The organism is Macrococcus sp. S115 (assembly GCF_030067655.1).
In the GTDB taxonomy this organism is placed as follows: domain Bacteria; phylum Bacillota; class Bacilli; order Staphylococcales; family Staphylococcaceae; genus Macrococcoides; species Macrococcoides psychrotolerans.
Genome location: NZ_JASJES010000009.1, coordinates 58,646 through 83,962, shown reverse-complemented (window position 1 = coordinate 83,962; position 25,317 = coordinate 58,646). Strand labels below are relative to the sequence as shown.

General features: G+C 37.1%; 27 protein-coding genes. 6 read left to right on the top strand and 21 right to left on the bottom strand.

Translation table 11 applies throughout. From position 1 onward, the window contains the following. Nucleotides 1–69: 69 nt before the first annotated feature. From QNJ52_RS10235 to QNJ52_RS10215, 5 genes are all read right to left on the bottom strand, one after another. Nucleotides 70–687: a DUF47 domain-containing protein gene (locus tag QNJ52_RS10235; RefSeq protein WP_283722525.1), complete on the bottom strand. Its 618-nt coding sequence runs from the start codon at nucleotides 685–687 to the stop codon at nucleotides 70–72. A gap of 217 nt (nucleotides 688–904) precedes the next feature. After that, nucleotides 905–1,819 (bottom strand): NAD-dependent epimerase/dehydratase family protein, encoded by a 915-nt coding sequence (locus QNJ52_RS10230; protein WP_283722523.1) that lies wholly within the window; start codon nucleotides 1,817–1,819, stop codon nucleotides 905–907. Nucleotides 1,820–1,834: 15 nt separating this feature from the next. Continuing rightward, nucleotides 1,835–2,845, bottom strand: coding sequence for an alpha/beta hydrolase (locus QNJ52_RS10225; RefSeq protein WP_219493906.1), 1,011 nt, complete (start codon nucleotides 2,843–2,845; stop codon nucleotides 1,835–1,837). A 76-nt stretch (nucleotides 2,846–2,921) separates the two neighbouring features. Further along, nucleotides 2,922–4,022: a YkvI family membrane protein gene (locus QNJ52_RS10220; RefSeq protein WP_283722521.1), complete on the bottom strand. Its 1,101-nt coding sequence runs from the start codon at nucleotides 4,020–4,022 to the stop codon at nucleotides 2,922–2,924. A gap of 91 nt (nucleotides 4,023–4,113) precedes the next feature. After that, nucleotides 4,114–5,550, bottom strand: a complete 1,437-nt coding sequence (locus QNJ52_RS10215; protein WP_283722520.1) for a DHA2 family efflux MFS transporter permease subunit — start codon at nucleotides 5,548–5,550, stop codon at nucleotides 4,114–4,116. Nucleotides 5,551–5,714: 164 nt separating this feature from the next. On the opposite strand from QNJ52_RS10215, the gene QNJ52_RS10210 reads away from it, so the two are divergent. Continuing rightward, complete coding sequence (locus QNJ52_RS10210; RefSeq protein WP_283722519.1) at nucleotides 5,715–6,086, top strand: hypothetical protein; 372 nt, start codon at nucleotides 5,715–5,717, stop codon at nucleotides 6,084–6,086. A 24-nt stretch (nucleotides 6,087–6,110) separates the two neighbouring features. Here QNJ52_RS10210 and QNJ52_RS10205 read toward each other — a convergent pair whose 3' ends face one another. The 6 genes from QNJ52_RS10205 to QNJ52_RS10180 all read right to left on the bottom strand — a co-directional run bounded on the left by QNJ52_RS10205 (nucleotide 6,111) and on the right by QNJ52_RS10180 (nucleotide 9,918). Continuing rightward, entirely contained in the window at nucleotides 6,111–6,608 is a 498-nt protein-coding gene (locus QNJ52_RS10205; protein ID WP_099482714.1) for a hypothetical protein, read from the bottom strand. A 75-nt stretch (nucleotides 6,609–6,683) separates the two neighbouring features. Next, a complete protein-coding gene (locus QNJ52_RS10200) occupies nucleotides 6,684–7,820 on the bottom strand; it encodes a DUF418 domain-containing protein (RefSeq protein WP_283722518.1) in 1,137 nt (378 codons plus the stop codon). Beyond that, nucleotides 7,817–8,149 carry a zinc ribbon domain-containing protein YjdM gene (locus QNJ52_RS10195; RefSeq protein WP_219493899.1) on the bottom strand — a complete coding sequence of 111 codons (333 nt, stop codon included), beginning with the start codon at nucleotides 8,147–8,149 and terminating at the stop codon, nucleotides 7,817–7,819. The genes QNJ52_RS10200 and QNJ52_RS10195 overlap by 4 nt, the downstream gene beginning before the upstream one ends. A 19-nt stretch (nucleotides 8,150–8,168) precedes the next feature. After that, a complete protein-coding gene (locus QNJ52_RS10190) occupies nucleotides 8,169–8,678 on the bottom strand; it encodes a methylated-DNA--[protein]-cysteine S-methyltransferase (RefSeq protein WP_283722517.1) in 510 nt (169 codons plus the stop codon). Nucleotides 8,679–8,683: 5 nt separating this feature from the next. Next, the gene (locus QNJ52_RS10185) at nucleotides 8,684–9,142 is read right to left on the bottom strand and encodes a GNAT family N-acetyltransferase (protein WP_283722516.1); all 459 of its coding nucleotides are present in this window, start codon (nucleotides 9,140–9,142) and stop codon (nucleotides 8,684–8,686) included. Nucleotides 9,143–9,255: 113 nt separating this feature from the next. Then, complete coding sequence (locus QNJ52_RS10180) at nucleotides 9,256–9,918, bottom strand: C40 family peptidase (protein WP_283722515.1); 663 nt, start codon at nucleotides 9,916–9,918, stop codon at nucleotides 9,256–9,258. 417 nt (nucleotides 9,919–10,335) lie between these two features. On the opposite strand from QNJ52_RS10180, the gene QNJ52_RS10175 reads away from it, so the two are divergent. After that, nucleotides 10,336–11,814, top strand: a complete 1,479-nt coding sequence (locus QNJ52_RS10175) for an aldehyde dehydrogenase family protein (RefSeq protein ID WP_283722514.1) — start codon at nucleotides 10,336–10,338, stop codon at nucleotides 11,812–11,814. Nucleotides 11,815–12,319: 505 nt separating this feature from the next. On the opposite strand, the gene QNJ52_RS10170 is transcribed toward QNJ52_RS10175, so the two are convergent. The 4 genes from QNJ52_RS10170 to QNJ52_RS10155 all read right to left on the bottom strand — a co-directional run bounded on the left by QNJ52_RS10170 (nucleotide 12,320) and on the right by QNJ52_RS10155 (nucleotide 16,800). Next, nucleotides 12,320–13,234, bottom strand: coding sequence for a nuclease-related domain-containing protein (locus QNJ52_RS10170; RefSeq protein ID WP_283722513.1), 915 nt, complete (start codon nucleotides 13,232–13,234; stop codon nucleotides 12,320–12,322). A 154-nt stretch (nucleotides 13,235–13,388) separates the two neighbouring features. Beyond that, entirely contained in the window at nucleotides 13,389–14,330 is a 942-nt protein-coding gene (locus QNJ52_RS10165; RefSeq protein ID WP_283722512.1) for a bile acid:sodium symporter family protein, read from the bottom strand. Nucleotides 14,331–14,499: 169 nt separating this feature from the next. Next, nucleotides 14,500–16,005, bottom strand: coding sequence for a malate dehydrogenase (quinone) (gene mqo, locus QNJ52_RS10160; protein ID WP_283722511.1), 1,506 nt, complete (start codon nucleotides 16,003–16,005; stop codon nucleotides 14,500–14,502). 114 nt (nucleotides 16,006–16,119) lie between these two features. Next, the gene (locus QNJ52_RS10155) at nucleotides 16,120–16,800 is read right to left on the bottom strand and encodes a class I SAM-dependent methyltransferase (RefSeq protein WP_283722510.1); all 681 of its coding nucleotides are present in this window, start codon (nucleotides 16,798–16,800) and stop codon (nucleotides 16,120–16,122) included. A gap of 88 nt (nucleotides 16,801–16,888) precedes the next feature. Here QNJ52_RS10155 and pcp point away from each other — a divergent pair, with 88 nt between their 5' ends. Beyond that, entirely contained in the window at nucleotides 16,889–17,524 is a 636-nt protein-coding gene (gene pcp, locus QNJ52_RS10150) for a pyroglutamyl-peptidase I (RefSeq protein WP_481817299.1), read from the top strand. A gap of 57 nt (nucleotides 17,525–17,581) precedes the next feature. On the opposite strand, the gene QNJ52_RS10145 is transcribed toward pcp, so the two are convergent. Continuing rightward, a complete protein-coding gene (locus QNJ52_RS10145) occupies nucleotides 17,582–18,895 on the bottom strand; it encodes an MBL fold metallo-hydrolase (RefSeq protein ID WP_283722508.1) in 1,314 nt (437 codons plus the stop codon). A gap of 10 nt (nucleotides 18,896–18,905) precedes the next feature. Continuing rightward, nucleotides 18,906–21,344, bottom strand: a complete 2,439-nt coding sequence (locus QNJ52_RS10140) for a CoA-disulfide reductase (RefSeq protein ID WP_283722507.1) — start codon at nucleotides 21,342–21,344, stop codon at nucleotides 18,906–18,908. 149 nt (nucleotides 21,345–21,493) lie between these two features. Here QNJ52_RS10140 and QNJ52_RS10135 point away from each other — a divergent pair, with 149 nt between their 5' ends. Genes QNJ52_RS10135 through QNJ52_RS10125 form a run of 3 tightly spaced genes read left to right on the top strand, consistent with a single transcriptional unit; the run spans nucleotide 21,494 to nucleotide 22,796 of the window. Next, nucleotides 21,494–21,754 carry a metal-sensitive transcriptional regulator gene (locus tag QNJ52_RS10135; protein WP_086039361.1) on the top strand — a complete coding sequence of 87 codons (261 nt, stop codon included), beginning with the start codon at nucleotides 21,494–21,496 and terminating at the stop codon, nucleotides 21,752–21,754. 5 nt (nucleotides 21,755–21,759) lie between these two features. Continuing rightward, on the top strand, nucleotides 21,760–22,050 hold the full coding sequence (locus QNJ52_RS10130) for a rhodanese-like domain-containing protein (RefSeq protein WP_219493870.1): 291 nt from the start codon (nucleotides 21,760–21,762) through the stop codon (nucleotides 22,048–22,050). After that, nucleotides 22,035–22,796 carry a sulfite exporter TauE/SafE family protein gene (locus QNJ52_RS10125; protein WP_283722506.1) on the top strand — a complete coding sequence of 254 codons (762 nt, stop codon included), beginning with the start codon at nucleotides 22,035–22,037 and terminating at the stop codon, nucleotides 22,794–22,796. Before QNJ52_RS10130 ends, QNJ52_RS10125 begins: the two co-directional genes overlap by 16 nt. A gap of 39 nt (nucleotides 22,797–22,835) precedes the next feature. On the opposite strand, the gene dhaM is transcribed toward QNJ52_RS10125, so the two are convergent. Genes dhaM through QNJ52_RS10105 form a run of 4 tightly spaced genes read right to left on the bottom strand, consistent with a single transcriptional unit; the run spans nucleotide 22,836 to nucleotide 25,254 of the window. Continuing rightward, on the bottom strand, nucleotides 22,836–23,198 hold the full coding sequence (gene dhaM / locus QNJ52_RS10120; protein ID WP_308316964.1) for a dihydroxyacetone kinase phosphoryl donor subunit DhaM: 363 nt from the start codon (nucleotides 23,196–23,198) through the stop codon (nucleotides 22,836–22,838). Further along, entirely contained in the window at nucleotides 23,198–23,776 is a 579-nt protein-coding gene (gene dhaL / locus QNJ52_RS10115) for a dihydroxyacetone kinase subunit DhaL (RefSeq protein ID WP_283722505.1), read from the bottom strand. Before dhaL ends, dhaM begins: the two co-directional genes overlap by 1 nt. Nucleotides 23,777–23,786: 10 nt before the next feature. Next, nucleotides 23,787–24,752, bottom strand: a complete 966-nt coding sequence (gene dhaK, locus QNJ52_RS10110; protein WP_086038112.1) for a dihydroxyacetone kinase subunit DhaK — start codon at nucleotides 24,750–24,752, stop codon at nucleotides 23,787–23,789. A 28-nt stretch (nucleotides 24,753–24,780) separates the two neighbouring features. Further along, nucleotides 24,781–25,254, bottom strand: coding sequence for a DUF805 domain-containing protein (locus QNJ52_RS10105; protein WP_086038111.1), 474 nt, complete (start codon nucleotides 25,252–25,254; stop codon nucleotides 24,781–24,783). Nucleotides 25,255–25,317: the final 63 nt, after the last annotated feature.

Here is a 25,317-nt window from a genome sequence, read left to right as displayed (position 1 = left end):
AATCAAAAGCTAACGCGAAGAACACAATCGCAAATGTAAAAATAATAATCGGTTCCATAAAAATGCTCCTTAACTATTCTTCATAATGATAGATTCAAGTATATTCGCAACTGCCTGGCATTTATCAGCAATATCCTCTAAAGACTGATAAATATCTTTTACTTTCATCACAGTTAACGGATCCGTTTCTACAGATAAGATATGTTTAATTGACTGTCTTAAAATACCGTCACAGTTTGTTTCATGTTCCTTAATATTAATCGAATGTACGCGCACATGGGATAACTTCTTCTCAGCAACGAGCGTCACTGCAACCTTAATTTCTTTTGCGCATCCTTGAATGTTCTGAACAAATTCAGCCATATACTCATCTGAGTATTCAATTGAATACATTTCAAACATTGCTGATGTTTCTTCCATAGCATCCATAACATCATCAATTGCATTTGAAAGAGCAAGAATATCTTCACGTTCAATCGGTGTGATGAATGTTTGATTTAAATCTGAAATCATTTGGTGCATCAGTTCATCACCATTTGTTTCATAGGCTTTAATTGTATCCGCATATTTCTTTAAATCAAACGCATTGTGAAATGTCATGTCACCAAATGCTACAGCAGCACGATCTAGATTCTCTGCCATCGCTTCTAATTGAACCGCAAATTTATCTTTCTTCTTATTAAACATGATATTGCCTCCTAATATTTTCACCATAGTTCTCTACATCGCTATTTTAAAGGAAATTGTTAACTTTTAATAGCGTTTTGTTAAAAATGTATTAAGTCTGTAAAGTAAGCGTATGCAAACCGTTGATATAATCAACCTTCTTTACATTCTTTACAAAAATGTAATATAAAAATGTAAATGAACCTACAAAAAAACGACTGTATTATACAGCCGTTCGTTACTTTGTATACTGTTTTTCCATACCATTTGCTTTATCTTCCTGAAAGCGAGCAATACGCATCTCAACATCAAAGATTTTCATTGAAAGATGATACACCGGTAATTGTATCAATATATAGATGAGCCATGGAATTGTAGGTTCGTAATCATGAAGTGCAATGATAAGGGTGTCAGTGTGCTTCAATCTTCTAAACTCCATACGTGCACGACTTGTTAATGTATTTTTGTATAATACACCGTCTGTTATCTTATAAACCATTCTGTTTTCATCACTTTTTCCTTCATCCTCAGATAACGTAAGTACATGCTTACCCGCTGCATAAATCGTATATACATTATCTTGACGTTTTACGTTAATAATATTAAAGGCCATATCACTCAACCAATTAAAATAATGATGACTCAAGTCAGCTACCGACCAGTTTGACGGCATCAACGTACGTTGAATACTTCTCACATCATTGATTTCTGAATTCTGTGTTTGTGCAACAATCCCTTTACGTTTAACTGATGTGACTGAGGCATGAACCGGTGTTTTGTAGCTACGCAGAATATTCAATGTTTCCTGATCTTCTGTTGTACCAGATACATAGAAAATTGCTTTCAATTGTGCAATCTCTGCAGCACGTGCAAAATTATCTGCACTGATAGCATTGATATCACGAAACTTTGTATCGTTCATTCTGCTGGAACGTTTATTGGGATCAATAAAGTATATTCCAAAATCTACGTGGGCCATCGCATCAATACAGTCATTCAAAGAGAACATATCGCCAGTAAGCCAGGTGACGCCTTCTAATGGTTCGCTCGGATATTTACTCATCGCATAAATATCATACTGCGCTGTCAATTGACTTGATATATATTTACCAATATATCCTGTTGCGCCTGTGAGTAATACTTTATCTTTCAAGGTGCATTCCTCCTGCTATTTCGTTTTCGTTGTAAGCGGTTCTTCTTCTAACGTATTGTACAATGCTTGATCAGTAAACGTGCTCAGAAACTTAATCACTTTATCATATGTTATTTGAGATTCCTTTAGATTCATATGAAATTGATATTGATGTCTTAATCGATGTGAGCCATCAAAAAATGAGGTCGAATTCGGTACTTTATTTTCTTGCAACACTTTGACCAGTTCTATTGCCTGACTTTCAAATGGGTCTGCATCTCCTACCGTCAGAAATGTTGGAGGGTACTTTCCTGTTACTTGCTGCGTAATAGACATCTGATCAATCTGTTTAAACTCGCGCTCCCAATATTTTTCTCCAGTATAGCTTTCCATAAAATCTTCAATTCGTGGAAATTTTGTTGCTCTTACCGTATTCATATCATATAATCCACCAAATAATATTACCCCTTTAATATCGTCCGGGGCAAAGACCGCTTCTTCCTGCATTTCTTTTCTTAATAATTCATTCGTTTGAATTGCTGCAAACTGCGCTGCAATTTGTGCTCCTGCTGAATCCCCGCCAATAATAATTTGATTAAAATCAATCGGAAGATGGAATGTATTACGCTTCATAAACTGTGCAGCTTGCTTTTCCTGAATTAAAGGTACGGGATATTTATGGGCAGGTGCAAGCGCATAGTTCATATTTGCAATAATAAAGCCCCGCTCTGCAATACGTGCAAGATAGGCATTTTTATGTTTTTTATCACCTGCGATATATCCCCCGCCATGTGTCCATATAATAAGCGGTAATTTGTCTCCTGATTTAATTTTCTTCGGCATAATAATATCCATTTGTGAGTTTGGTGCATCTTTACCATATTGGACGTCAGAAATCAGCTTAACATTCATTGCCACACCAAGTTCATCGAATACCGTATCATGATTTAATGCGGGATTTTCTTTTTTATACCATCCAAATATTAATGCAAACGCCATCACAGTTAAAGCAACTAAAATTATAATTAATAAGTATCTTTTCTTCATTGTTATTCCCTTCAATCTACGCTAATTGTAACATTATTATCCGTCGATATAAATAAAAGCCGGGAACACACAACGCTTACGCGATGTGATTTTTCCCTGCCTTTTTACGCTTAATATATTTAAATAACAGTCCTAGGCATAGTAATAACCCTACATAGCCCATTATTGGGTACACTGTTCCTACAAGCTCTACAAAGCCAACAAAACTTAAAGCATAACCAATAACCATCGATACGATGAGCAATATAATATACTGCTTTGAATAAGGTGTTGTCAGGCGTGCTGTAAACGAATACATTAAACCGACAATCGTATTATACATTACCATCAGCATAATAATGCTTAATGCTATACCAAGCACCGGATGAATCATACGTCCTAACACTAAAGTTGGAATCGCTGAATCTTGAACTAATTCCAGTTCACTCAGTAAGCCAGAGTTTACCATTAATAATAGTACAAGTAATGTAATCCCACCGATAAAGGCACCACGGCCTGCAATATGTTTCTTCGAGGCATCGCTACCAATTGCAGCTAACATACTATAGCCAGTAGCAAATGCTAAGCCACCATAGTTTAAGCCAGAGAACCACCAAAGTGAACCTTCTGGAAGAAACTTCGATTTAAATGGCTGCTTTGAAGGATCGATGTATTTATCTACTTCGCTTAATGGCACATGCCCTTTAAAGAAGAAATAAACTGCAATAATTGTTACAACGACAATCAAGAATGGCGTTACAACTCCAAGTGCTCTGACAATCTTGTTAAAGTCCATCAGCAACGTACCTACTACAGCAATAATCATAAGTAACGAACCTAACCATATCGGTATCCCAAAGCTTTCATGAAACGCACTCCCTGATCCTGCGACCATGATCACCGATATTGCATATAAGAAAAACACTAAAATATAGTCAATGATTTTACCAAATTTTTCACCAAAAAGGTATGTAATCGTTGGTTCATGGCTGTCTACATCTAATCCATAACCAACCTTACTGATCTGACGGCCAAAGAACGTCAACATAATTCCAGAAATAAGTATAGCAAAATAGCTGTAAATACCATAATTCGTGAAAAATTTCAAAACTTCCTGACCTGTTGAAAAGCCGGCACCTACAATAACACCCACGTAAGCTGCACCGATTTTCATTGATTCTATATTACCTTTAGACATCCAACCTCTCCCTTAATATAATAAAAGACGTGCTATGAATATTTCACAACATGTCTTTATTACCCGATATTAAAAGTCATAAACGTTAAATTTAATTTTGTTCTTCAGGCAGTCCGAATGTCTCACCTTCAGGTGCCTTAGAACGTGTAACAAATAATGCCGTAATAAACCCTATGACTGTAAGGGCTATTGCAAACCAATAAGCGTGATGTACACCATACGTCAGTGCTGCTTGAGTCTGTGAATGGGTAGGATTACTTATTCCTTCTAATGCTTGTTGCTGACCATGCGTCATTATACTTACAAAGACCGAAATCCCCATTGCACCGGCAATTGGCTGTATCATGTTACCGATTGCTGTGCCATGTGGATACAAATGCTTTGGTAACTGATTGATTGCATTCGTATGACTTGGCATCATAATCATCGAAATAGATACCATGAGTACCATATAAACAATGATAAATATATATAGTGGTATTCCTGGGTGAATCGTCGAGTAGAATATCATGACGAGCATCAGAACAAACATGCCCGGAATGATCATCTTACGTGGACCAATCTTATCAAATATTCGTCCCATAACTGGACTCATCGCGCCATTTAATAAAGCACCAGGCAACAGTATCATTCCTGCAACTTTGGCACTAAATCCCATCGGCCCTTGTAAGTACATCGGCATCACAATCTCAGAAGCGAACATCGCCATCACAACAACGACAAAGATAAACATCCCTTTACTATAGTTGCTATACTTAAAAACGGACATATCAAGTAGGGGTGATGTCAGATGGTTCTGACGGACAATAAAGATTACCAGGGAAATAAGTCCACTAAGAATCGGTAAGAATACCGCTTTATTGCTAAATCCACCTTCTATATTTCCGACAGAACTAAAGCCATATATAATACCTGCAACACCTATTGTTGATAAGACAACACTGAATATATCGACTTTCGGTTTCGTCACTTCGCCGACATTATCCAGATATTTAAACGCAAATCCGATTGAAAATAAAACGAATGGTACGACCGCAAAAAACAACCATCTCCATCCTAATGTATCAACGATTACACCAGAAAGGGTCGGCCCAATTGCAGGTGCAAACATCATAACAAGGCCGAAATTCCCCATAACTTTCCCACGTTCATGCGGCGGGAATAATAGCAGCATCGCATTCATAATAACAGGTATCAACAATCCTGTACCTGCCGCCTGAATCATCCTTCCTGCCAGCAGCATAGGGAAATTGATTGCACACCCTGCTACCAATGTTCCAATAAGGAAGACGGACATCAATCCTATAAATAATTGTCGTGTTGTAAACCACTGTATTATAGTAGCAGATAATGGCATCAGCACCCCCATGATAAGCATAAATCCAGTAGCAAGCCACTGAACAGTCGGTGCATCGACATGAAAGACTGTCATAATCTTTGTCAAGGCGATATTCAGTAAGGTTTCATTTAAAAAGGTAAAGAATGCGCCAATTAAAAATGTAATCATGATTATAGTAGATTTTTTCATATTTCCTCCAAAACAATAGTTGTCTATACATCTTATAGCACGTTTCACGTAAAAACAATATCTCTTGAGATTTATTTTATATGCTTTATGTTATAAAGGATAATTATTTGCATTTCTCAATACTTTATTTCATTATGAAACTAACTTAATAAAAGGAGCTTATTATGGAACTTAACAAACAAATCTTACAGACATTTGTACGCGAAGCACATGTACGTGATTTTGAAAGTCATTCTGAAGAACCTACTGTAATGCACCGAATAGATTATGAAATAAGCCAGGAAGATCCGCATATGTTTGATTTTAAACTCACCTTTATGTTTGGTCATTTCGGTACACAGGTTGATGGAGTCATAGAATCTACATTACTGATTCAAGCTGATTCCGAAATTAATATATTACAAGAAATTCAAGCAAATGAAACCATGTTCGCACTTCCATTGTACGCAAAAGCATCGGCACTCGTTACAAAGCTATCCGAAGACAGAGGACACTTTCCAATAATCGTTCCAATAGAGATATGGCTTGAACAATAAAAATACGCCTGACATCTAATATGTCTAGGCGTTTTTATAGTGATTAAAGTCTTTAATATCAATAACAACTTGATCTAATTGCTTAGCGGCTTTTTTCATCAATTTTCTCGCGACCTGATTATTCGAATCAATAGATAATATCTGCTGAGCTGTATCAAATGCTTCTCTGTCAGAAAGCACTGGATTCGGTACAGTGTACAAGAAGAGCAACTGTAACAAATTCTTGATTTCTTTAGAATCAGTCATATATACAGCACGCTCAGCATGATAATATGCACTATGAAAAGCCCCATTAACTTCACAAAGCGGATAGACAAGTAACAAGAAAGCTAAGTCATGGAGTTCTACTGTCTCCTCTTTTTTCATCTGTTCTAATATAAATGTATAGTACATCACAGATTCACTTTTATGACATGCACTAATAAATATTTCTTCAAACTCTAGAAAGTCTGTCTGATTCATTATATCTTCAGCAATATGAAAATTTCCGCTAAGTATGGATTCAGCTAAGCGTTCCTGTATATTATGCATTTGATACACCACCTTTTCGATTAGCATTGTACCATAATATCACCTTATTTCCTATCGCTTAAGCCTTCATTTTAAGTATGTAATTTTCCTCCATACCCATTCTAATGGTCCATATTTATGTCTTTTCATATAATATGTAGCAATGACCAGTTCAAAAATTATAATACACAGTGCGATCATGAATACTTGATACAGATCCAGCTTCGCATATAAACGTAGCACATAAAATATGATGAACATACAGATACTCTGCAATATATATAATGAGAAACTCATCTTACCCGCATAGTAAAATGGCTGCATCACCTTATAGAACTGTTTATTATCTGTAAGCAGGACAACTACGATAAAATAACAAACTGCTACTAATGTACCGCCATAGAATATAAACGACTGAGCTGCATACATATCCAGATGTGCATAGATGACATAATATTTAATCAGTAATCCTAGGGCAAGGGATACTGCTGCCGTTATCATCATCATACGTTTATGTTTAAGTATAGCGCCAATCATATCAGCACGCATCGCATACATTCCAAATAAGATAAAAGGCAGAACCGATAATCCATAACCAAATATCCCTGTTAAACTTAATGCCGTGAAATTCTCCAGAAAGAATTGCTGGTTCAGTGCGAGTATTTGACTGAAGTCTCCGCTTTGCATCACTTGTATCCAGCGCTGTGCAGCATTGCTGGAAGATGCAGAAGGAATTGCATCTGGTGAGAGTATTACAGTAATGATCACCATCAAATTTATCAGCAGAAAAATGACAGATATCATGAGCGCAACAATCAGACTGACGATATTCGGCATAAGTAAGAAGAGGATTGCAATCATGCCGAGCACTGCATATACATTTAATATATCCCCATAAAAGATCAGTAATCCATGAATGTAGCCAAACGCAAGTAGTGCGAATACCCTTCTATACAATACCGGGATAAAATTCCCACCGCGCTGCTTAATATTTGTTGCCATAATGGCGAGGCCAAACCCAAATAAAAATGAAAAAATAGGATAGAATGAATTGTGCACGAATAACATATCAAGGTAATACAGCATTCTATCTAAAGGCAGCTGAAAGTGATCTAGAGGATTTGTAAAAACTTCATTCATATGAAAACCAACGATATTCATAAATAAAATCCCCATGACACTGATTCCACGCATAATATCGATACTTTCTATACGTTTTGTCATAATTTTTTTACGAACTCACTTTTAAGGCTCATTTGACCAAATCCATCTATCTTACAGTCAATGTCATGTCCATTATCAGGATCAACTAGTTTAATGTTCTTTACTTTCGTTCCTTGTTTAATCACAGAGGAGCTTCCTTTAACCTTTAAGTCTTTAATTACTGTTACACTGTCCCCATCACTTAAAATATTACCGTTCGCATCTCTTACGATTATCTCTTCAATGATTTCTTGCTGCGGCCACTCATGTGCACACATTGGACATACATAGTTTAAACCATCTTCATAAGTATATTCTGAATTACATTTGGGACATGCTGGTATTGTCATTAGCTTACTCCTTTAATTTTTATAATTGTATTTTCTCTATATTTAATAATTTATCCTTCAAATCTAAACCACCACTAAATCCTGTCAACGTTCCATCCTTGCCGATAACACGGTGACAAGGCACAACGATCATCACGGGATTTGCACCAATAGCACCTCCTACCGCACGGACAGCTTTCATATTACCTGATTGCAATGCAATATCGCTATACGATCGTGTTTCACCGTATGGAATCGTAAGCAGGGTCTGCCATACCGACTTTTGAAAGTCTGTCCCTGCAAGATTAAGCGGCCATTCTAACTGCTGCTTCTTGCCCACAAAATAAAGATTCAGCTCTCCAATATAATGCGTATGATACTGGTCAGCTTCATAGCCAGTAACTTTTGTCGCTTGACTGAAGAAACGTTCAATATGGCGATTGACATATTCATGTGTATGTTCGTTCGCTAAATAAATGACACCGCATTCATCAGAAGCTATAATAAATTCGATATCCTGCACGAGAAAACAACTTATATAAACTTTCAAATCATTCATCCTTCCAGTTGTGTATCTATTGCATAAGGTTTACGCGCCATATCTATATGGGGGATTAGATCTTCAAAATAAATATCAGATACTGGTGATAGATTAAAACTGCTGTAGAAATCTTTTAGATGAGCTTGTGCACTTAAGGAAATATTTTTATCCGGATAATTATCTTTTATATAATCAAGTCCTTTTTGGATAAGTGTTCTCGCTAATCCTCTACCACGAAACTGTGGATTCACAATTACTCTACCCAGTTTCACCGTTTGTCCGTCAACGATAATTCTAGCATATGCCGCTATCTTATCATCTTCTTTAGTGAAGTAATGGATGCAAGTTAAGTCTCTTTCATCAATATCTGGATAAAAGCATTGCTGTTCAACTACAAATGTATCTATTCTAAGTTTAAAGACCTGAAAAATTTCATCGTGTGTTAATGCTTCAAATTTCTTATATTCCCACAATTATATCGCCTCCCGCACCATATTTATTTGATTGTAATATACGACATAGAATTAATAAAGTTAAATATAAAAAAGGCACAGTGCAACTGCACTGTGCCATAACACGTTTAATCTTAGAAACGGTAGTATCCGTCTACATGTCCACTAACATAGCTTACTGAACGTTGTCCGATACCTTCAGAAGGGTTTAATGCATCTACCATTTGTCCTCCACCGATATATACACCAACGTGGCTGTAGTTGTTGAAGAATACTAAGTCACCTGGTTGTGGTGCTGATACTTGTGTACCTACTGCAGCTTGTGCATAAGTAGTACGAGGAATTGATTTCCCCATTGCTGCTAATACTTGTTGTGCAAATGATGAACAATCTACTGCTGAAGCAGAGTTCGCACCATATACATAAGATTTACCAGCTGCAACACTTAATGCTACTGATGCAACATTTCCGCTAACTGCCGTTGTTGCAGGAGCTTTCTTCACTTCTGAAGTTGTAGAAGTTTGTGACACTACAGGTGCTGCTGTTTGTGCAACTGTTTGTGTAGCTGGTTGTGTAGCTGTTTGTGCAACTACTGAAGTAGGTGCGTCGTAGTTATAAGTATAAGTGTAAGAACCATCATTATTATATGTATAGTTATATGCACTTGAATCAATTGAACTTACTGAAGATGAAGTTTGAGCAACATCTGTTCTACCGTACGCCGATGCATCAGCTTGAGTTGTACCTAATGTCGATAATGTTGCAAGTGTTGTTAAAGTTAATGCTGTCTTTTTCATATTTAAAATTCCTCCGTGTAATATAATCGTTATATTAAAATAGTTTTAGATTAGTTTTTAATTTTTACTGCGCTCTTGAGCACTGAAAATACTATATCACGTTTAAACATGATTTTGAGCATTGTTAATGATTTGTTACTTAAGTGATATATTTTATATATAGCTGTAATAAATTCATCTCCTTAATAAATATTGTCGTATCAATGATTGTAACTAATATTTGAAAATAGTAATTGTAAGTATTATCCAAAAATATTACAGTATTGAAATATAATATTTGAGAAAATCGATCTATTTGTTGTATATACAGAGTATTTGCAAAATCTTCTGAATATATAAGCAATTCTATTGCTTATGAAGAGCGTACAGATGTACAATAAATAGGAGCAATACGATTTTACTATTAGGAGGAAGATCATGAGTAACTTATTAAAAGAACAATATGGATTATTTATTAATGGTGAATTTAAAGATAGTGCTGCAGGAGAAACCTTAGATGTAACAAATCCAGCCACAGGAGAAGTATTAGCTAAGATTGCAAAAGCAACAGAAGAAGATGTAGATGTAGCTGTGAAATCAGCTGAGGAAGCTTTTAAAACATGGCGCCACACTTCTCACAACGAAAAAGCAAAACTATTAAATCAAATTGCAGACAAAATGGAAGAACATCGTGAAGAACTTGCTAAAATTGAATCATTAAATAGTGGTAAAGCCATACGTGAATCATTAAATATTGATATTCCAATGGCAATTGAACATTTCCGATATTTTGCAGGTGTCATACTTGCTGATGAAGGAACAAATAAAGAAGTAGATGCAGATGTCATCAGTATTATTAAACACGAACCAATCGGTGTAGTAGGTGCAGTTGTTGCATGGAACTTCCCAATGCTACTGGCTTCTTGGAAGTTAGCACCTGCGCTTGCTGCTGGTAATGCCGTTGTTATTCAACCATCATCATCAACACCGTTATCATTACTGAAGTTTGCTGAAATTGTTCAGGACATCTTACCTAAAGGGGTATTAAATGTTTTAACAGGTAAAGGTTCGGAGTCAGGTAACGCAATCTTCAATCATGAAGATGTAGCAAAAGTATCATTTACAGGTTCTACTGAAGTCGGTTACGGTGTTGCAGAAGCTGCAGCAAAACGTATCGTTCCAGCGACTTTAGAGCTTGGAGGTAAAAGTGCGAACATTATCTTCGATGATGCAAATATTGAGCAAGCAATTGAAGGTGCACAACTCGGTATTTTATTTAACCAAGGAGAAGTTTGTTCAGCAGGTAGCCGACTATACGTTCAAGAAGGTATCTATGATGAGTTTGTAGCCAAACTTAAAGATGCTTTTGAAAAAGTACGTGTAGGTGACCCTATGGATGAAAATAATCATTATGGTTCACAAACAGGACAGGCACAAATCGATAAGATTGAAGAATATATCGAAATTGCTAAACAAGAAGGACTTAATATCGTTACTGGTGGAAAACGCTTAATGGATAATGGACGTGATAAAGGATTCTTCTTCCCACCGACAATCGTTGAATTTGAAGATAACAAATCACGTTTAGTTCAAGAAGAAATCTTTGGGCCAGTCGTATTGGTATCTAAATTTAAAACAAAAGAAGAAGTTATCGAGAAAGCGAATGATTCAGAATATGGTTTAGCTGGCGGTATCTTCACAGCAAACTTAAATGATGCATTGCAAGTTGCTAATGCAATAGACACTGGTCGAATCTGGATCAACACATACAACCAGATTCCAGCAGGATCTCCATTCGGTGGTTACAAGAAATCAGGTATCGGACGCGAAACTTACAAAGATACGTTACGTCACTACCAACAAGTAAAAAATATTTATATCGATTACTCAGATAAAGCCAAAGGTATCTATCAGTAATACGCTGAATGATATGATGCACACCTCATCCATTGTGGATGAGGTGTTTTTTAGGTCTTGTAATATACTTTCGCCTGATTACTAGCGAGATGGCTCGTGTTTTTAATTTACGGGCCATCTTGCTTCACTTCCCCTCACCTCGGTCTTCATCTTGGCTCGTGTTTTTAATTTACGGGCCATCTTGCTTCACTTCCCCTCGTCTCGCTGCTCATCTTGGCCCATGTTTTATTTTTATGAGCCATCTTGATCCAGATTGCTTCTTTCCATCTTCATCTTGGCTCATGTTTATTTTTTATGAGCCATCTTGCTTCACTTCCTCTCACCTCGGTCTTCATCTTGGCTCATGTTTTATTTTTATGAGCCATCTTGCTTCATTTCCTCTCACCTCGGTCCTAATCTTGGCCCATGTTTTATTTTTATGAGCCATCTTGATCCAGATTGCTTCTTTCCATCTTCATCTTGGCCCATGTTTTATTTTTATGAGCCATCTTGCAATTAAATCTATCTAAATATTAATTTGTTCACCTTTCTTATAGTAAGTACCTCTGTAATGTGAATGTTTATAGAAATGCTGATTCATCAATCTCGTTACCGTACGATTTGATAAACCAGTAAAATCTACAATATCTTTTCTTTTCACTTTATCCTTACCAAACAAAGCTAATACTTCATAAGCTTGTAATACTGCATTTTCGTTTTTCAATTTATTTCCGCAACTACATTTAAAATAAGTCTTCCTTCGAATTCTGCTCATCTCCATCTTCCTGCATTTCGGGCAGCGCAGGCCTAACTTTAAATCTTCAAGATTGTAATAATGAATTCGGTTGTCAACACCTTCATTGTCATGAAGCTGTATAAGTGCATCTGCAAAGTTGATCATTTGCTGTGTGATTCCTTTACTGGACTTTAAGTAATTAAACACTGGTTCAAGTTCATGTGAGAACATTACACATTCTTTTCCGCTAAATCCTGTTAAATGGAAATCCTCATTGATAAAAATAATTTTACTGATCAGTTTTTGAGGCATCTCGTACTTTGCAATGAGCTGTTTTAAATAGGAATCTGCATTGTCTAACTGGATAAAGATATCTTTATCCGTCTTACCTTGTTCACTCATTAACCGGTTATTCTGATATCGATAATTACCGCTATAATTTTTGATATCAAAGTGCAATATATTATTTGCCGTAATAATAATGAAGTCGAATTGCACGCGTACAGGTTTCATGATATTAATATCCCATATTATGATATATTCTCCTTCTAGATGTTCAATCATTTCAAAGAACCTGAGTTCACCTTCAAAGCCTTTCTTATATCTCACAAATTTATAATAATCATCTAGCTCCATACGTACTCGACTTTCTAATTCATACAAATACGCTTGTACTGTACTCGGTTTGTGAACCTTTTTTATCAAAATATCACCTCAAATTCAATATAATGCGTAATTTTTTTGAATTCAAATCCATTAAAATCAAAGCTTCTGCAGTTTTTCAATTATTTCCTGCAAAAATAAAAAGAATCGCAGTATTTTCTGCAATTCTTTAATAATTACGTCAAAAAATTAAATTTTAGTTTTCTCCAGGACGTCTCTTTTCTAGCTGTGTGCTGACGATACTCGCAAATAATTGTTGAAACAGCATCCCAAAAGCAACTGGCATTGCAACCTTCGCAGGGAAATAAGTTGTTGCAACTATGACACCGGTAGAGATATTTCTCATCCCCCCTAAAAAGGTCATCGACACATGACGTGCATAGCTATGCTGCATAAAGTAGCTAGATCCTACTGCAATGATGTAACCTATAACCACGATAACAAATACAACCGCAATAATCTTCAGTAACTCAAGATTCATATCTTTCACATAAGGACCAATCGCGCTTCCGTTAATCAATACAATAAGGAAGAGTGCCATTTTAGAAAATGGACTTAGGCGATTGCCAATCCAGTCCGGAAACTTACCCTTTGTGAGTTCGTTCAAGAGTATCGCAATGATTGTAGGTACAACAATCATGAATATCAATCCAATAACGAGACTGAATGTATCAATCTCAACTGTCGTCCCGGACACTAGATGCAGCACGAAAGGGATGATGACTGGTGCTAATAATGTATCCAGCAATATCACAGCGATGCCAAGTGCGACATCTCCTCTACCAATGCTTATCCAGATTAGACTTGTAACACCTGTCGGGACGGTCATAAGCATAACAAACCCAATCACTAACAGTTGATCATCAAACAACGTCGTTGCAATCACATAACTGATGGCGGGCATGACAACGTGCAATATGAACATACAATACAGAATTGTACCCTTCGCTTCCAGAAATATACGAAGGTCTCTGAATTTCATACGGATGCTGCCACTAAATGTCATAAAGGCAAAAATATAGGGCACAATAAATATAAGGTGCTTCAAATATCCATCAAAGATAACGCCGCCTAATAAAGACAATAGCGTCAATACAGCGATGTACTTCTGTAATACAATGTTTATACGTTCAAGCATAGGCCATCCTTCTTTTCTTAATATTATATTTAAAATATCATAATGCATGCGATTGACATAATGATTAAGCTAGTCATGAATTATGATGCTGCAAGTACAATAAAACCCGAACAATGCTTATGAGCATCGTCCGAGTCATATATCAAACTAAATTATAAGTCATCTATCATTACTTCTCTTTCAATCCTAAAGCACTCGCTGTCTGTTTGTTAATTTCTTTAAACAGTTCAGGGTGTTCTGCTAACTTCTTACCGTATGATGGAATCATCTCTTTTATCTTTGGTTCAAATTCTGTCATACGCTCACCGAAACATTCATTAATTACACGTAGCATAACATGAACTGCAGTTGAAGCCCCAGGTGATGCTCCTAGTAAGGCTGCGATACTACCATCCTCACTTGTAATCACTTCCGTACCAAATTGGAGCGTTCCTTTGCCGCCATCTTCAGTTTCCTTAATAACTTGAACACGTTGCCCAGCGACAACGATCTCCCAGTCTTCAGATTTCGCATTCGGTACGAATTCACGTAACTCTTCCATACGCTCTTCATGATTCTGCATAACTTGGGAAATTAAGTACTGCGTTAATTTCATCTCTTTCGCACCTGCTGAAAGCATATTCGCAATATTGCCTGGTGTTACAGATTCAATTAAATCTGTATAACGCCCTGTTTTTAAGAACTTTGGAGAGAATCCAGCATATGGTCCAAAGAGTAATGCACGTTCACCGTCTATATAACGTGTATCTAGATGCGGCACTGACATTGGGGGTGCACCTACTTTTGCTTTACCGTAAACTTTTGCAAGATGCTGTTCAACAATTGATGGGTCTTTACATACTAAGAATAATCCACTCACCGGGAAGCCGCCTACCCCTTTAACCTCAGGAATCTTTGTCTTCTGTAATAATGGTAAAGCATATCCTCCAGCACCAATAAACACGAATTTCGCACTATGAACTTCCGTTGTCTTATGATTTTGATCATATACTTTAACATCCCAGCTGTCATTGTCATTTCTCTTAATATCTTTCACTGTATGATTATAATGAATAACTGCACCATCATAACTTGTCATAATATCGAATAGGTCATTTGTCAATGTGCCGAAGTTAACATCCGTACCCGCTTCCATACGTGTAATTGCAATCTTTTCATTCGGATTACGGCCTTCCATCATCAACGGAACCCATTCACGCATCTTGTCATGGTCTTCCGTAAGTTCCATCCCTTCAAATAACGGATTATCAGATAAAGCTTTAAGACGACGTTTCAAGAAATCTACATTCTGCTCACCTTCCACAAAGCTTAAGTGCGGTACGGGCATGATAAAGTTGCCAGGATCCTTTAATTTGCCTTGCTGTGCTAAGTACGCCCATAACTGTTTAGATAACTGAAACTGTTCATTAACACCACTCGCTTTTGTAATATCAATATTACCGTCCTCATCTTCTGTCGTATAATTCAGTTCACACAGTGCTGAATGTCCTGTCCCCGCATTATTCCAGGCGTTAGAGCTTTCGAGTCCTGAAGCTCCTAGCTTTTCAAACACTTTAATATTAATTGATGGATCAAGTTCTTTTAACAATACACCGAGTGTCGCGCTCATAATGCCGCCACCGATCAAGATTACATCTGTTTCTTTAAATTTACGTTTCATTATCTCTGCCCCCATTTTTGATAAAATACAATACCTCTATTATAGACCTTTTTTTGTCATTTGTAATACTCGCATCGCATTTAATCTAAAAAAATGTAACCGGATACAAGAAATTATAATACTACAGTTCTATTTTTTATTTATAAATCCTACAGTAATCCATCCACCAGCAATTGTATTTCTTAATTCCTCCTCCTTTTCTAATGTAAACATCGATTCCTCTGCATCATAAGCAACAAATAAACATGCTGATTTCTGAAACACATGGTCAGGTCGCATCGCAACTAAATCATCCAGCGACTTAAAATGTGCATGTGCATATACTTTACCTTGATTAAATTCTGGACTCATATAAAGTTCACCATATTGACTTTCACGATTTACAGTTGCTATCACAATCTTACCACCCGGCTTTACCACTTTACTGATTGACTGATAGACGTTTTCAGGTTGTTCAATAAAATCAAAAACCCCCATAGAAAAAGCAGCGTCAAAATAATTTTCCGGGAAATCAATATGATTTGCATCCATTACATGCACTTCTGCGTCAAGCTTTAGATGGTCAATTTTTTGCTGTGCTATCGCTGTCATATGTTCAGAAATATCAATTCCAGCCATCTTGATACCTTGCTCTGCAAACTTCGTGATATATAGCCCTGTACCACTGCCGATTTCCAGGATACGCATGCCAGGTTTTAGATCAAGCATGTTGAGTAGATCTCTTGTTTCCACTTCATAGATATATCTACCTTTTTTAGTTTCAAAGAAAGCGTCATATTTATTGGCCTGATAAGCATTGAATGTCGTCATTTCATTACCTCCCATTATCGTTACTTATATTATACATCTGTTCAATTTATGTATAAAATAGTAATAACAAAAAGAGAGGATGATTCTATTGAGACGTGTTATTGTAACAGGATTCGATGCATTCGGTGATGCATCTATCAATCCATCATTCGAAGCAGTCAAAGGACTCCCGGATACTATAATGGGCGCAGAGATTATAAAACAACAATTGCCAACAGTATTCCAACAAGGTGCTGAACAATTAAAGGCAACCATCATGAAGAACTTTCCTGATATTGTCATCTGCGTGGGTCAAGCAGGTGGACGTGATAAAATAACTATAGAACAAGTCGCAATCAATCTGATCGAAGCGCGTATACCGGATAATGCGGGTGTTCAACCTTCAGGTATACCTATTCATGAAGACGGGGACAATGCATATTTTTCAGATTTACCTGTTAACGCGATTCTTAAAAGTATACAGGACCATGAGATCCCTGCTGAAGTTTCTTATAGCGCAGGAACGTTTGTATGCAATGAAATCATGTATCAATTGTTATACATGATACAAAACGAATTCCCTTCAATTCGTGGTGGCTTTATCCATGTTCCTTTCGCACCTGAACAAACAGATACACATCCCTCAATGCCAATTGCAACAGTTACAGAAGCATTGCATCTTGCAATTGAAGCAGCACTCACATATCAAGAAGATATCCAGTACACTACTGGACGTATCCATTAAATGAAGCACACCCCTAAAGTTGAACCTTAGGGGTGTGCTTCAGATATGTCATCTTTTTTATTTTACAGCAGCATAGCCGCCACTCACATTGATTATATTCGTATATCCTTCATTTTCTAGAATACTCATCGCAATCGCGCTTCTAACACCTGACTGACAATGCACATATATTGTTTCATCTTTTGCAAATGGAATAGATGCTTGCTGCAGTTTGCCATAATGAACGTGTGCAGCACCGTCGAAATGTCCTTCATCCCATTCCTTTTTCGTACGCACGTCCAGTATATTGATATCATCCTTATTCAGTTGTTTAAATGCTTCTGGTTCGATTGTTTGATATGCAGTTCCATCAACGACATTAACATAAGTATGAACATCGTCAAAGCCTATCATCTTCAAATCATGCGCTGCTTGTTGCACTTCATCAAATTCTCCAACAAGCTGTAATGGGCGACTGTAATCTAAATACCATCCTGCAAATGATAGAAACTTCTTATTGTATGGTACATTGATTCCTTCTGACATATTCTTTGCATAGATTTCTTTTGCTCTTAGGTCTATCGCTTGTTCTGTAATAGTCTCTACTGGTGTTACAATATTGTGATGCATAAGCGCTACACCATCACGATTTATACGCTTCATCTCAGCAAAGTAATACGGTGGTTCCGGCTGATCGCTCGTCAATGCTTTGACGAATGCATCCTCATCTTCAATCTGGAACGCCCATCCATTTGCACGTTCATAGCCGAGTGTCGTCATCGGTACAGCGCCTAAGGATTTACCACATGCACTGCCTGCACCATGACCTGGCCATATTTGAATGAAATCTGGAAGGTCATCCATCTTCTTCAGTGACTCAAACATCTGTCTTGCGCCTATTTCTGTCGTATCTTTAATACCAGCCGCTTCTTCTAATAAGTCGGGACGTCCAACATCACCGACAAAGATGAAGTCTCCCGTAAATAAGCCCATCGGTACATCCATTCCATTATCATAGAGTAAGAAACTAACACTTTCAGGAGTATGCCCAGGCGTATGCATGACTTCAAGTTTCACATTCCCTACTTTAATGGCATCTCCTTCATGAATAATGGCTGCTTCAATATCTTGATACGTCCAGTCAAGACCGCCATGCCCCGATACAAAGCCTCGTGCTCCCATATTGATGACTTCTCTTATACCTGACGCAAAGTCTGCATGGATATGTGTTTCAGTCACATGCGTAATGCGTAATCCTTCTTGTTCTGCTGCCTCTATATAAGGTGTAACATCACGTAGCGGATCAATGACAATTGCTTCTCCTGTTTTTTGACATCCTACTAAATAAGAATACTGTGCAAGTTGTTCGTTAAAAAATTGTTTAAAATACATAATATGCCTCCTAAATAAATAAGTTTAAGTTTGATTGTTCTGTATCACCAAGATATGTTGCAACGCCGCCGTATTCAACGCCATCGATCAACTCTTCTTTTGTCACTGCCATAATATCCATGCTCATCGTACATGCAACCATCTTAATACCCATAGATTGAGCTTTTTCGATCATTGTTTCTAAAGAATCTACTTTCTTCTTGTTCATTACGTGACGAATCATACGTGCACCTGCTCCACCCATATTCATCTTAGATATCGGGAGTTTTCCCGCATGTTTCGGCATCATCTTGCTGAACATTTTATCGAGCCCTTCTTTTGCAACAGTCACACCAGGTTTCTTAATCACATTAAGGCCCCAGAACGTGAAGAACATCGTCACTTCCTTACCATATGATGCTGCACCTGTTGCAATAATAAATGATGCTAACGCTTTATCAAGATCGCCACTGAATACAACCATCGTTGCACCATTCTTCGTCTCAACAAGCTGATGTCCTTCTCTGTCGTCCATCACGTTAATCGGTAAGTCAGCACCTTTTTGTACTACTGCAACGACTTTGCCATCCTTCATTTCATTGCTGATCATTGTATTTCCTGTATTCTTAGCCCAAGCTTCGATATCTGTACAGAAACCGAAATCCGTCACATGAATCTCAAGCTGCTCTCCGTCTTTCATTTCATCCATGTTTTCTTTTACTTTTAGAATAGGGCCAGGACACTGTAGTCCACTTGCTTCAATAATACGTCTATCATCTTTTTTCATCGGCTGCTCCTTCTTAGTACGTTCTTTAATGTGTATCTGCTCTTTTTCATTCACTTCCGGTGTATTTACCGTTTCATGCATCGCTTTATAATGTTTAAATCCACCGTCAAGATTGACGACATCGAACCCATTATTCTGTAATATACGTGCTGCATTATAGCCACGCTGACCGACTTGACAGAAGATGGCTACTGGTTCATTTATATCAAGTTCATCCAGACGATCGCGCAGCGTGCCAAGTGGAATATTCTTCGCACTGCCAATAGTACCCATGTCGTATTCAATCGGTTCACGTACATCTATCAATTGATTAAAATTTTCAATTTCAACGTATTGAACCATCTTCATCTCATCATCCAGTACGTTTTGTGCGATGTACCCCACCATGTTAACCGGATCTTTTGCTGATGAAAATGGTGGTGCATATGCAATTTCAATTTGAGCGAGGCTTCTGATATCCTGGTTAAATGTCATTGCACTCGCAATCAAATCGATACGTTTATCCACACCTTTTCGTCCTACAATCTGCGTACCATAAATTTCGCCTTCAGGACTAAACAGCGCCTTGATCGTCATCGGCTCAGCACCTGGATAATATGTCGCATTTGATTGTCCAGATACATGAATAATATGATAATCAAGTCCCTGCATCTTCAATGTACGTTCATTAAGTCCTGTGCTTGCTGCAGTGAGATCAAATACTTTCGCAATTGCCGTACCGATTGGTTTCATCTTTTCTATCACCTTTCCATTAAGGTGATCAGCAAGAAGACGTCCTTCTCGATTCGCAATCCACGCAAGCGGGATATGTACATCCTGCTGTGAAATCTTATGTGTAATCTCAGCAACATCACCAATAGCATATATATCTTTTATTGATGTTTCAAAGACATCATTTGTCTTGATAGCACCTTTAACCCCCGTCTCAATCCCTGCTTCTTGAGCAATTGCAGACTCTGGAATGACCCCTATAGCCATAATAACCATATCACTTTGAATGACTTCCCCATTTTCTGCAATGACATTATGTTCATTAATTTCTTTAATAGAAGTCTTTAACTTTAAATGGACACCGCGCTGCACCATATGTGTTTCTAATAATTTAGTCATATCTTTATCCATGCTCGGCATCACTTGATCACCTAACTCAAACAGGGTTACATCAATTCCTAATGCATGTAAATTCTCAGCCATCTCTAATCCAATAAATCCTCCACCAACGACAGACGTTGTTTTAACATTGTGCTCATTTATGTAAGATTTTATTTTATCCATATCCGGAATATTTCTTAGAGTAAAGACATGGCTTTGTTTTGCACCTTCAATCGGTACTTCAATCGCACGCGCTCCCATCGATAGAATAAGGACATCATAAGATGCTTCTTCAACCCCATGCTCTGTTTTAAGTACGACTGTTTTATTAACAGAATTGATCTGAGTGGCTTCCGTATTCGTTCTGACATTAATATTCATACGGTTATTCATCAGTTCAGGTGTTTGAATTAATAATTTATCTCTATCTTTTATTTCATCACCGATATAATAAGGCAATCCACAGTTTGCAAATGATACATGTGGACTTCTTTCAATAATCGTTATTTCATCTTGTTCATTTAATCGTCTCAAACGTGCTGCTACAGATGCGCCACCTGCAACACCACCTATAATCATAATCTTTCTCATATTGTTTCCTCCTCGTTTCATACCTATGGGGGTATCATACAACGAACAATATTCATTTGTCAAATACCTATAGGGGTATTTTTTAATTGACACAGATACCTAGAGGGGTATATAGTATGGATATCAATAAATTAGAAAGAAGGATCATTATGAAATACGATAAAAATCAGATCAATCGTCTAAAGCGTCTGCAAGGACAATTAAATGGCGTCCTGAAGATGATGGAAGAAAACAAAGATTGCAAAGATGTCGTAACACAGCTTAGTGCTTCCCGAAGTGGGATTGAACGATTAATCGGCGTCATTGTAAGTGAGAATTTAGCAGAATGTGTAAAAGAGAACGTAAAAAATAATACGGATACTGACAATCTTGTAAAAGAAGCAGTAAATCTACTAATAAAAAGCAGGTAATGCATATGAATACAATTACAGTAAAAAGTTTAAAACAACTATTAGAACAAAATGCCGAAGTACTGTTAATCGATGTTAGAGAAATTGATGAATTTGAAGCAGGACATATTGAAGATGCTAAAAATATTCCATTATCTGAACTGGATCAGCATGTAAGTGACTTTAATAAAGACGATGACTACATTATTATTTGCCGTTCAGGTAACCGAAGTGGTATGGCATGTGACTATTTGGAACAGTTTGATATTAAGACGACAAATGTCCAAGGCGGCATGATCGAATGGGCACGTCTTTAATCTTAATTCTCTCTTTAATTGGAGCATTTGGTGCATTTATATCAGGACTTGTCGGAATCGGGGGAGCTATTGTAATTTATCCGATGCTGCTATTTATTCCACCAATATTCGGATATAAGATAACACCAGAAATTGCATCCGGACTCACGGCAGCACAAGTATTCTTTAGTACGATGAGCGGCGGCATGAGTCAGCGGCATAACCCTGACCTCAATAAAGGGATCATTGTACCAATGGGAGCTGGTATATTCCTTGGAAGTTTAATCGGCGCATATAGTGCTTCAATATTTGATGAATCATTAATCAATATCGTCTATACATTTTTAGCAATAGTTGCCGTATTTTTAATGTTTGTCAAAGTAAAGCCAGAGAATGAGTGCACACACTTCAATAAAATCGCACTATTTATCACAGCACTTACGATAGGGATACTCTCTGGAATCGTCGGTGCAGGGGACGCATTCATTATTGTTCCTGTATTGCTTGCAATTTTTAAAGCACCTTTCAGAAGTGTAGTTGCGAGTAGCATTGTGATTGCATTTATCTCATCCATTGGCACATTTCTCATGAAGTCGATGACAGGTCAAATTGATTTTGTAATGATGATTCCTTTAGTCATTGCAAGTTTGTTATTTGCGCCTATCGGAACGAAAGTATCAAAGAGGACGAACCAGCAATTATTAAGAGTAATACTCGCACTATTGATTGCCCTTGCTGCAATTAAGATGATAATAAATATGATATAAAAAAGCGTGAAATTGGCACACCACCAATTTCGCGCTTTTTTATTTTTCTTTAAAGTTGTTACTTAAGCTTTCCAGTATTTCTTTATAGCCTTTACCAATCTTACTTTCTACACTTGCTAGAAATGCACCTTCAACAATCGGATAATGTGCAATATGGATATTACTATAGTCATTCATTTCTAAGGCCATCTCTATATTCATCTTACTAGATCCGATGTCATAAAAGCAAAGTGCTTCTCCTTCGACACTATCAAACATTTGCATAATATCATCTATAGACGTACCAATCTCTCCATCTATACCTCCAGTAACCTTTACAACAACATCTTGTGCCATTTGTTCAAGCAAAGCTTTAACCCCTTTAGCAATAGCTTCACTGTGACTTACAATTAATATTTCCATTATCTCACTCCCGAAAGTAAGGCATCTAACACCCATACACTGCTCTGTGCACCAGGATCAATTGTACCTACCGACTGTTCTTTAAAATAAGCTGCTCGACCTTTTGTCGCCATCATATCCTTCGTTTCTTCTGCATACTGCTGTAATGCTTCAATCGATGGGATATTACCTTGATTCAATGCCTCACTAACTTTACTGATCACATCATACATCGTCTTTTCTCCACCTGAAACTTGACCACGGCTTGCAACCGCATCTTTAAAAGCTTCAATCAGCTTACTAACATTGTCACGGCTAATTTCTTCTTCAGCAACTTGTGACATCTTTACAAATGAGAAACCATACAACGGACCTGACGCCCCACCGACAACACTCATCAGTGTCATACCACAATTTTTCAAGACTTCACTGATCGTATCACCTGACAACTTTTCATCGACTGCTTTAAATCCTCGGAGCATATTCACACCATGATCGCCATCACCGATTTCACGGTCTAAGTTTGTAAGCAATATTTCATTTTCTTCAAATACTTTATATAATGCCTTTAAATTTACTGAAAGTTCTTGTGCATTCATCCAACCACTCCTACAAAAAATATTTGCTTTTAGTATTTGCACTTAATGCTTCAATCAATGCTTCATCTGATTTGACTACTGTAATCGAAAATCCTTGCATATCTAATGCTGTCATATAGTCACCTACAAGAAATTTAGTAATTGATTTGTTTTTTGATTTAAAATATTCATCTAAGTAATGCGCGGCTACCGAAAGCTCACTTAGCGGTGTACCTCCCATGCCATTAAGCATTACTATTGCGTCATCAAACTCTAAATTCGCTTCTATTTCAGTCATCAGCCTTTCGATAACCTTATCAATTGGTTCAATCTTTTCACGATAAATTCCTTTCTCACCATGAATCCCAATACCAATCTCCATTTCGTCATCTGCCAGGTCAAATCCATATCGACCTGTTGTAGGGACCATACAAGGCTCAATCGCCATTCCGATGGTTGCAATATTCGGAAGTAATGCTTCAACTTTTGATTTAATTTCTTCTAATGATAACCCTTGTTCAGCATAATAACCTGCAACTTTGTGAACGATGACCGTACCTGCCACACCGCGGCGTTGCTCTTTATTCTCAATTACAACATCATCACGTACAATCACGCGATCAACCTTTATTCCTTCCATTTCAGCAAGTTCCATCGCCATCTCAAAATTCATGACATCTCCGGCATAATTTTTAATAATCAGTAATACACCCGCATCTGTTGCAACTGATTTAATGGCTTCAAGAACTTTATCCGGTGTTGGAGAAGTAAATACCTCACCGCAAACTGCTGCATCTAGCATGCCCTCAGCAACATAACCAGCATGTGCCGGCTCATGGCCACTACCACCGCCTGATACAAGCGCAACTTTTCCTATCTTCTTTTCTTTACGTACAATAATAGAATCTGCAACCACTTCATGAGATTCATCAGTAAGAGCCATTCCTTTTAACATATCTGATACAAACGATGTCTTTTCTTTAAGTAATTTTTTCAAAATTAACGCCTCCTTCACTCTAATTATATTACTTTATACTTTTAAATGATAATTTAAACCATTCTGCAATAAACCATATTAAAGGTAGGATCAGGAGGATGACGATAATGATTGAGACCATCAAAGTATCAGGTAATCCCTGCCCAGCAATAAGTAGCATAAACGTCCCAATGATATAAATAAGTGGAAATGTTACAAATAATAATCCCATTTCTTTTTCTTCATTTAAATCGTGGTATCTTCTCATTGTTAAAGCAAGTGTAGGAATGTATGTAATGACATATAAATAAAGTACCCAACTTGAAATCTTAATTGGTATCATTAAATTACCTATCTTGATATCTTGTATTGTCCACAGCTTTCCACCAACAAAACTATGTACGAAAGGAAAAATAATGAAAGCTAATAACAAATGAAAATTGAATGGTATTTTAAAGTCATTTACAGAAGACTTTCCTTTAAAATCAAATGCTCGCTTCCAAAATGATAAATATGAATTCATTGCCACACCTCTTTTTCTAGTTTATTCCATTTTAACATAAAAAAAGATGCCATTTTATTGACA